Below are 6,975 nucleotides of genomic sequence, written 5' to 3'. Positions count from 1 at the left end.
CGCGCCGCGCGCGCCGGCCCCGCGCGGCGCCCCGCAGAGCCTGACCACGCTGATCCTGGAGGCCGTGGAGGATGATCGCGGCACGCCCGGCCCGGTCGGCGACTGGACCTTGATCTCGCTGGCCTCCAACCCGCCGCGCACCGTCTTCACCGGCAGCGCACAGGGCCGCCCGAGGCTGCGCGTACCCCCGGGCCGCTACGAGGTGCGCGTTCGCGCGGGCGCCGCCCGCGCCATCGAGCGCTTCGAGGTGTCGGGGGCCGAGCAGACGCATAGGGTTGCCCTCGGCCTCGGCTCGCTGCGCCCGCTTGGCGTGCTCGCGCCCGACGTGCCGGCGCGGATCGGCCAATGGACGGTCTGGGCCGACGAGGTGCCGGGCTTCCGCGCGGGCGAGCAGGTGGCGACCGGCACGGGCGACTCGCCGCTCCTGCGCCTCAACGCGGGCAGCTACCGCGTGCGTTTCCGTGCTGGCGAGGCGGCGACCGAGACCGACATCGTCGTCGCCCCCGACGAGGTGGCGCGCCCCGTGCTCGACCTCGGCGCGGGCATCGCCAACCTGTCGGCGCTGCGCGGCAACACGCCTGTCGCGCCGCAATCCTGGGAGCTTCGCCGCGCCGACATGCCCGCGCTCCGCTCCTTCTTCGCCGAGCCGCAGCCGCGCCTGATCCTGCCGGCCGGCGCCTGGATCGTCCGCGCCCGCGTGGACGACGTGCTGTACGACATGCCGCTGACGGTTGAGCCGGGGCGCACCACCACGCTCGAGATCCCGATCCGCTGATCCCGCCAGCTTGACCGGCCGGGGGGGTACCCCTATGCGCGCCGCAATTCCTGGCTGGAAACGCCCATGACCGACGACGCGCTCGACCAGATGGCGACCCTCGCCGGCGCGCTGCCCTTCCTCAAGCGCTACGACGACCAGATCGTCGTGGTGAAGTATGGCGGCCACGCCATGGGCGAGGAGGAGACGGCGCTGCGCTTCGGCCGCGACATAGCGCTGCTGGAACAGGTCGGCGTGAACCCTGTCGTGGTGCACGGCGGCGGGCCGCAGATCAACGCCATGCTGAAGCGGCTCGACGTCAAGTCCACCTTCGTGCAGGGCCTGCGCGTGACCGATGCGGCGATGCTCGACGTGGTCGAGATGGTCCTCGCCGGCCCGGTCAACAAGCAGGTGGCGGAGGCGATCACGCGGGCCGGCGCCATGGCGGTCGGCATCTCCGGCAAGGATGGCGGCCTGGTGCGCGCGCGCAAGCTGCGGCGGACGGTGCGCGACCCCGGCAGCAACATCGAGCAGGTCCTCGACCTCGGCTTCGTGGGCGAGCCGGAATCGATCAACCCGAAGGTCCTGCAGCTGCTGATCGGCGCCGACATCGTGCCCGTCGTCGCGCCGGTCGGCGTGGGCGCGGACGGCCAGACCTACAACATCAACGCCGACACGGTCGCCGGCGCGATCGCCGGCGCGCTGAACGCCGAGCGGCTGCTGATGCTGACCGATGTGCGCGGTGTGCTCGGCCCCGACGGCAAGCTGATCCCCGAGATGACCGTGGCCGAGGTGAAGCGGGGCATCGCCGATGGCTGGATCTCGGGCGGCATGATCCCGAAGGTCGAAACCTGCATCTACGCGGTCGAGCGCGGCGTGAAGGGCGCGGTCATCCTCGACGGCCGCGTCCCGCACGCCGTGCTGGTCGAGCTTTTCACCGATGGCGGCGCCGGCACCCTGATCCGCCCGTAGCACCGCTTTTTGGCTCCCCCCTCAGGGTGGGAGGTTCGACGCCAAGGGCGTCGAACGCCAAAGTTGCGGCGGCTTGCCGCCGCTTACGCCGGCTGGCCGGGGTGGGGGTGGGTCAGCCGCCTCGACCTCTGGGGAGCGGAGACAAGCGGCGGCTCACACGCCCGCACTCTCCTTGCACCACCGCGCGACCTCGGCGTGCGTGCCGAACCACACGCCCGGCTGCGACTTCATGTAGGCCACCAGCCGGTCGAGCAGCGCGATGCGGCTGCGATGGCCGATGACATGCGGATGCATGGTCAGCAGGAACAGCCCGCCTTCCGCCAGCGCGCCGTCGAACTCGGCGCGGAAGATCTCTTCCACCGCCGAGGGCGGCGTGTAGGGGCGCAGCGCCGAGAAGCGCAGCATGTTGAAATAGACCGCGTCGTCGCGGATCCACTCCGGCGGCAGCTCCACGATCCCGGTCGGCTCGCCCTGGTCGAGCAGCTCATAGGGATCGTCGTCGGCCATCAGCGAGCTGTCGTAGAGCAGCCCCAGCTCCCGGATGATCGACAGCGTGTCCACGCTGAAATCCCAGCTCGCCGTGCGCATCCCGACCGGCCGCTGGCCGCTGAGCTTCTCGAGCGTATCCGCCGCGCGCAGCGTCAGCTCGCGCTCCACGCCGGGCGGCAGCTTGGTGTTCGCCTCATGGATCCAGGAGTGGATGCCGATCTCGTGGCCGTCATCCGCCACCGCGCGGATCTCCTTCGGATGCAGCAGCGCCGAGACCGCCGGGTAGAAGAAGCTCGCCTTCACCCCGTGGCGCGCGAGCAGCGCGCGGATGCGCGGCACGCCCTGGCGATTGCCGTATTGCCCCTGGCTGATGCGCATCGGGCTCTGGTCGGCGTCGCGCAGCGGGATCGTCTCGTGATCCGCGTCGAAGGACAGGCTGACCGCGCAGCGCGCCCCGCCCGGCCAGGACTTCGGCGCGAGCGAGCGTCCCGCCCGCGCGCGGCCGACAATGTGCCGCCATTGCGGCTCCGACCATTCCCAGGGGTTCTCGCTGAGCTCGGGCATCGGGGTTTTCCTGCGTCGCCGGTGCGGCCATGCTGCCGCCCCTTCGCGCCACCCGGAAGCCCCGCATGACAACGCCCACCGACCCCGCGCTGATGTCGGCCGAGCAGCTGCTCGACCTCTACGCCCGGCGCGCACTGAGCCCGGTCGAGGCGCTGAAGGCGGTGATGGAGCGCGTCGCGCGCTACAACCCCTGGGTCAACGCCTTTGCCGCGATGAACCCGCAGGCGCTGCGCATGGCCGGCGAGAGCGAGGCGCGCTGGATGGCCGGCCGCCCGCTCGGCCTGCTCGACGGCGTGCCCTGCACCGTGAAGGACCTGCTGCACCTCTCGGGCTTCCCGACCCGCCGCGGCAGCCGCGTGACCGATCCCGCGCCGGTCGGCGAGGATGCGCCGGCGGTACTCGGCCTCAAGGCCGAGGGCGCCGTGATCCTCGGCAAGACAACGACCACCGAGTTCGGCTGGAAGACGCCCGGCGACTGCCCGCTGCACGGCATCACGCGCAACCCCTGGAACCCGCAGCGCACGCCGGGCGGCTCGTCGAGCGGGGCAGGGGCCGCGGGTGCCGCCTGCTTCGGCCCGCTGCATATCGGCACGGATGCCGGCGGCTCCATCCGCATCCCCGCCGCCTATTGCGGCCTGGTCGGGCTGAAGCCCAGCTACGGCCGCATCCCGCAATGGCCCCATGGCGCCTTTTCCGCCGTCGCCGTCGCCGGGCCGATGACGCGTTCCGTACGCGACGCGGCGCTGATGTTCTCGGCGATGGCGCGCCACGACCTCCGCGACCCGGTCTCGCTGCCCGAGGATCGGCGCGACTGGCGCACCGGCATCGAGGACGGCGTGAAGGGCCTGCGCGTCGCCATCGTCCGGAAATTCGGCTTCGAGCCGCCGCTCGATCCGGAAGGCGAGGCCGCGCTCCGCCTCGCCGCGACGCTGCTGCTGGAGGCCGGCGCGATCGTCGAGGAAGCCGATCCCGAGATGCCGGATTGCCGTGCCATCTTCTCGCGCGTCTGGGGCGTCGCCATGGCCCGCCTGTGGGAGTCGACGCCGGCCGAGAAGCGCGCGCTGCTCGACGCCGGCATCGGCGAGGTGGCGGAGAAGATGGCCGGCATGACGGCCGCCGAGTTCCTCGCCGCCGACATGCTGCGCGTCGAATGCGCGCATGCCATGGCGCGCTTCCACCAGCGCTACGACCTGATCCTGACGGCCTGCACGCCGACGGCCGCCTTCGAGGCCGATGCGCCGACGGTGCGGCCGATCGAATCGCTCTGGCGCGACTGGGCGCCCTGGACCTTCGCCTTCAATCTCACGCGACAGCCCGCCATCGCGGTGCCCATCGGCCTCGACGAAGCCGGCATGCCGCGCGCCGTGCAGCTCGCAGCACCCCTCTACCGCGACGACCTGGTGTTCCGCGCCGCCCGCGCGATCGAGCGCGCCGCCAGCCTCCCCCTGGCGGAACCCGCCGAAACCGGGCAGATGCGCCCGCCGGTGCACTGAATCAGCGGGAGAGCAGGGAATGCGCCTCGTCACCTACACGCGCGCGGGACGTGTCCAGCAGGAGATCGGGGCGCTCGGCGCCGACGGCGCCGTGCTCGACCTCGGCGCGGTGGAGCCGGCGCTGCGCGGCCAGACCATGCGCGACCTGGCCGGCGCCGAGCCCGCGATGCTCGACCGCCTGCGCGCCGCGGTGGCGAAGGCGCCGAAGGTGGATGGCGCGAAGCTCTGCGCCCCCATCCCGCGCCCGCCCAAGAACGTCTTCTGCGTCGGCAAGAACTACCACGAGCATGCGAAGGAATTCGCCGGCTCCGGCTTCGACGGCGGCGCCAAGGATGTCGTGCCGCCCTTCCCGGTGGTCTTCTCGAAGCCGCACACCGCCATCGTCGCGCATGGCGAGCCGATCCTGTCGCAGCTCGATCCCACCGGCGGCCTCGACTACGAGGGCGAGCTCGCCGTCGTGATCGGCCATGGCGGCCGCGGCATCCGCAAGGCCGACGCGCTGCGCCACGTGTTCGGCTACACCATCGTCAACGACGTCACCGCGCGCCACCTGCAGAAGCGCCACAGCCAGTGGATCCTCGGCAAGGGCCTCGACAGCTTCTGCCCGATGGGCCCCGCGATCCTGACCGCCGACGAGGCGCCGGACCCGACGAAGCTCGTGCTCACCACCTGGGTGAATGGCGAGCAGCGCCAGCAGGCGCCGGTCGCCGACCTGATCTTCGACATTCCGACGCTGATCGAGGCGATCAGCGCCGCCATCACGCTCGAGCCCGGCGACATCATCGCCACCGGCACGCCCGCCGGCGTCGGCATCGGCTTCAACCCGCCGAAGTTCCTCCAGAAGGGCGATGTTGTCCGCATCGAGGTGACCGGCATCGGCGTCCTCGAGAACGCCGTCGCCTGACCCTCCCTCTCCCTCCCCCGTTCACGGGGAGGGTCGGGGTGGGGGTTCGTGACTCAGCGCCACCGTCCAGCAAGAGCAACAAGATGCACCGCCGCACCCTGATCGCCGCCACCGCCGCACTTCCCTTCGCCGCGCAGGCGCAGACCACCGACTTCCCCTCGCGCGCCATCACCATGGTGGTGCCCTTCCCGCCCGGCGGGCAGGCGGACCTCGCCGCGCGCCCCGTCGCCGCCGCGATGGAGCGCATCCTCCGCCAGCCCGTCGTGGTGCAGAACCGCGGCGGCGCGGCGGGCGCGATCGGCAACGCCTTCGTCGCGCGCTCCGCGCCCGACGGCTACACGCTGGTGATGGCGCTCTCCTCCCTCGCGGTGATCCCGGAGGCCGAGCGCCTGTTCAACCGCGCGCCGCCCTACACCGCCGACCAGTTCGCGCCCATCGCGCTGGTCAATTCCGACCCCACCATGCTCGCCGTGCCCGCCGCGGCGCCCTGGCGCACGATGGAGGAGTTCATCGCCGCCGCCCGCGCGCGCCCGGGCGAGATCCCCTACGGCTCCTCCGGCACCTACGGCACGCTGCATGTGGCGATGGAGATGCTGGCCGCCTCGGCCGGCATCCGCCTGCTGCATGTGCCCTTCCAGGGCGCGGGCCCGGCCATCACCGCGCTGCTCGGCGGCCAGATCCAGGCGCTCGCCTCCGCCCCTGGCACGCTGACGCAGCATGTCCGCGACGGCCGCATCCGTGTCCTCGGCTGCTGGGGCCGCGAGCGCGTTCCCGCCTTCCCCGACGTGCCGACCTTCATCGAGCGCGGCTTTGCCGATGTGGAGTTCTACATCTGGGCCGGTCTCTTCGCCCCCGCCGGCACGCCGGCACCGGTAATGACCGTGCTGCGCAACGCGGTGCGCCAGGCGGTCCAGGATCCGCAACTCGTCCAGGCCTTCACCGCCGCCGGCGCGCCCGTCGCCTATCTCGACGCGCCCGACTTCGCGCGCTTCTTCGCCGAGGACAGCGCGCGGCTGGTGCGCGCGGTCAACCGCATCGGACGGGTCGAGTAGCGCGTCCAGGATCGGACGCGTCGGCCCGCTCGGCTGCCGTCGGCGCTGGCGACCGTCGGCTGCCGGGCCGCGCGCATGGGCGCGGGGATCACCGGCGACATGCCGCGCCAACCGCGACCCAAGGGCATGGGTGTCCTGCGCTCCGCGCAGCCATGCGCGGGGAGCGGCTCCGCAGCAAGGATCTTTCGTGCGTGGACTGGGAAACGGCTCAGGTTATCCACGCCCACAAATCGTCTTAAAAAACGGGATTGATCTCGATATAATTGGCATCTAGCAGGCGCCACCCCCGTTGTCCGGATGTTGGCGATGCCCCCGCTCCAGAAGTTCTACAACCTCCGCGTGCTGTTCGCCGACCGGCGCGGAGCGGTCACCCTGGACTACGCGGTCCTGGGCTCGGCGATGATCGTTGCGGCCATCGTCGCGATCACCTCGCTCGGCGGAATCCTCGACCGGCGCTTCACGGAGATCGGCGAGCGCATCGCGGCGCCGGCGAGCGGCGGGAGCGCCTCGCCGAGCGCCGTCCCGGCCGCGACCGCCCCGCTTCCCGGCGGCGGCCCGTCCCAGGGCATCAACAGTGGCTCGCCGGCGTCCTCGGGTGGCAGCGGCACGTCGGCGCCCGCCTCCTCGGGAAGCGGCACGACCGCGACCGGCACATCGGCGACTGCAGGTGGCAGCGGCAGCGGCGGCACGTCCGGCAGCGCGCCCGCTACCCAGTCCGGCACCGGGACCGGTGGCGGCGCGTCGGGC

The 6,975-nt window shown here is 72.3% G+C and carries 6 protein-coding genes and 1 pseudogene; 5 read left to right on the top strand and 2 right to left on the bottom strand.

Going from position 1 to position 6,975, the window contains the following annotated elements; all coding sequences use genetic code 11:
* Both L2I40_RS15825 and argB read left to right on the top strand, forming a co-directional pair.
* Positions 1 to 775: hypothetical protein (locus L2I40_RS15825; RefSeq protein ID WP_237216165.1), on the top strand; the 775-nt coding region annotated here is incomplete at its 5' end.
* A gap of 66 nt (positions 776 to 841) precedes the next feature.
* Positions 842 to 1,726 (top strand): acetylglutamate kinase, encoded by an 885-nt coding sequence (argB, locus tag L2I40_RS15820; RefSeq protein WP_237216164.1) that lies wholly within the window; start codon positions 842 to 844, stop codon positions 1,724 to 1,726.
* Between the two features lie 153 nt (positions 1,727 to 1,879).
* On the opposite strand, the gene L2I40_RS15815 is transcribed toward argB, so the two are convergent.
* Positions 1,880 to 2,779 carry a polysaccharide deacetylase family protein gene (locus L2I40_RS15815; RefSeq protein ID WP_237216163.1) on the bottom strand — a complete coding sequence of 300 codons (900 nt, stop codon included), beginning with the start codon at positions 2,777 to 2,779 and terminating at the stop codon, positions 1,880 to 1,882.
* Between the two features lie 65 nt (positions 2,780 to 2,844).
* On the opposite strand from L2I40_RS15815, the gene L2I40_RS15810 reads away from it, so the two are divergent.
* The 3 genes from L2I40_RS15810 to L2I40_RS15800 all read left to right on the top strand — a co-directional run bounded on the left by L2I40_RS15810 (position 2,845) and on the right by L2I40_RS15800 (position 6,228).
* Positions 2,845 to 4,272, top strand: a complete 1,428-nt coding sequence (locus tag L2I40_RS15810) for an amidase (RefSeq protein WP_237216162.1) — start codon at positions 2,845 to 2,847, stop codon at positions 4,270 to 4,272.
* Positions 4,273 to 4,291: 19 nt separating this feature from the next.
* Entirely contained in the window at positions 4,292 to 5,176 is an 885-nt protein-coding gene (locus L2I40_RS15805) for a fumarylacetoacetate hydrolase family protein (protein WP_237216161.1), read from the top strand.
* 83 nt (positions 5,177 to 5,259) lie between these two features.
* Positions 5,260 to 6,228, top strand: coding sequence for a tripartite tricarboxylate transporter substrate binding protein (locus tag L2I40_RS15800; protein ID WP_237216160.1), 969 nt, complete (start codon positions 5,260 to 5,262; stop codon positions 6,226 to 6,228).
* 377 nt (positions 6,229 to 6,605) lie between these two features.
* Here the strand turns inward: L2I40_RS15800 and L2I40_RS15795 are convergent.
* Positions 6,606 to 6,975 (bottom strand): annotated as a pseudogene (locus L2I40_RS15795) (hypothetical protein); the annotation flags it as partial.

This window comes from Falsiroseomonas oryziterrae, assembly GCF_021864505.1.
Lineage (GTDB): Bacteria > Pseudomonadota > Alphaproteobacteria > Acetobacterales > Acetobacteraceae > Falsiroseomonas > Falsiroseomonas oryziterrae.
This window is presented reverse-complemented; position numbering and strand designations above follow the sequence as displayed.

Bases quoted from the DNA above. Each gene is read 5' to 3' on its own strand.
- argB (WP_237216164.1), top strand. From the start codon at position 842: ATGACCGACGACGCGCTCGACCAGATGGCGACCCTCGCCGGCGCGCTG.
- L2I40_RS15800 (WP_237216160.1), top strand. From the start codon at position 5,260: ATGCACCGCCGCACCCTGATCGCCGCCACCGCCGCACTTCCCTTCGCC.
- L2I40_RS15805 (WP_237216161.1), top strand. From the start codon at position 4,292: ATGCGCCTCGTCACCTACACGCGCGCGGGACGTGTCCAGCAGGAGATC.
- L2I40_RS15815 (WP_237216163.1), bottom strand. From the start codon at position 2,779: ATGCCCGAGCTCAGCGAGAACCCCTGGGAATGGTCGGAGCCGCAATGG.
- L2I40_RS15810 (WP_237216162.1), top strand. From the start codon at position 2,845: ATGACAACGCCCACCGACCCCGCGCTGATGTCGGCCGAGCAGCTGCTC.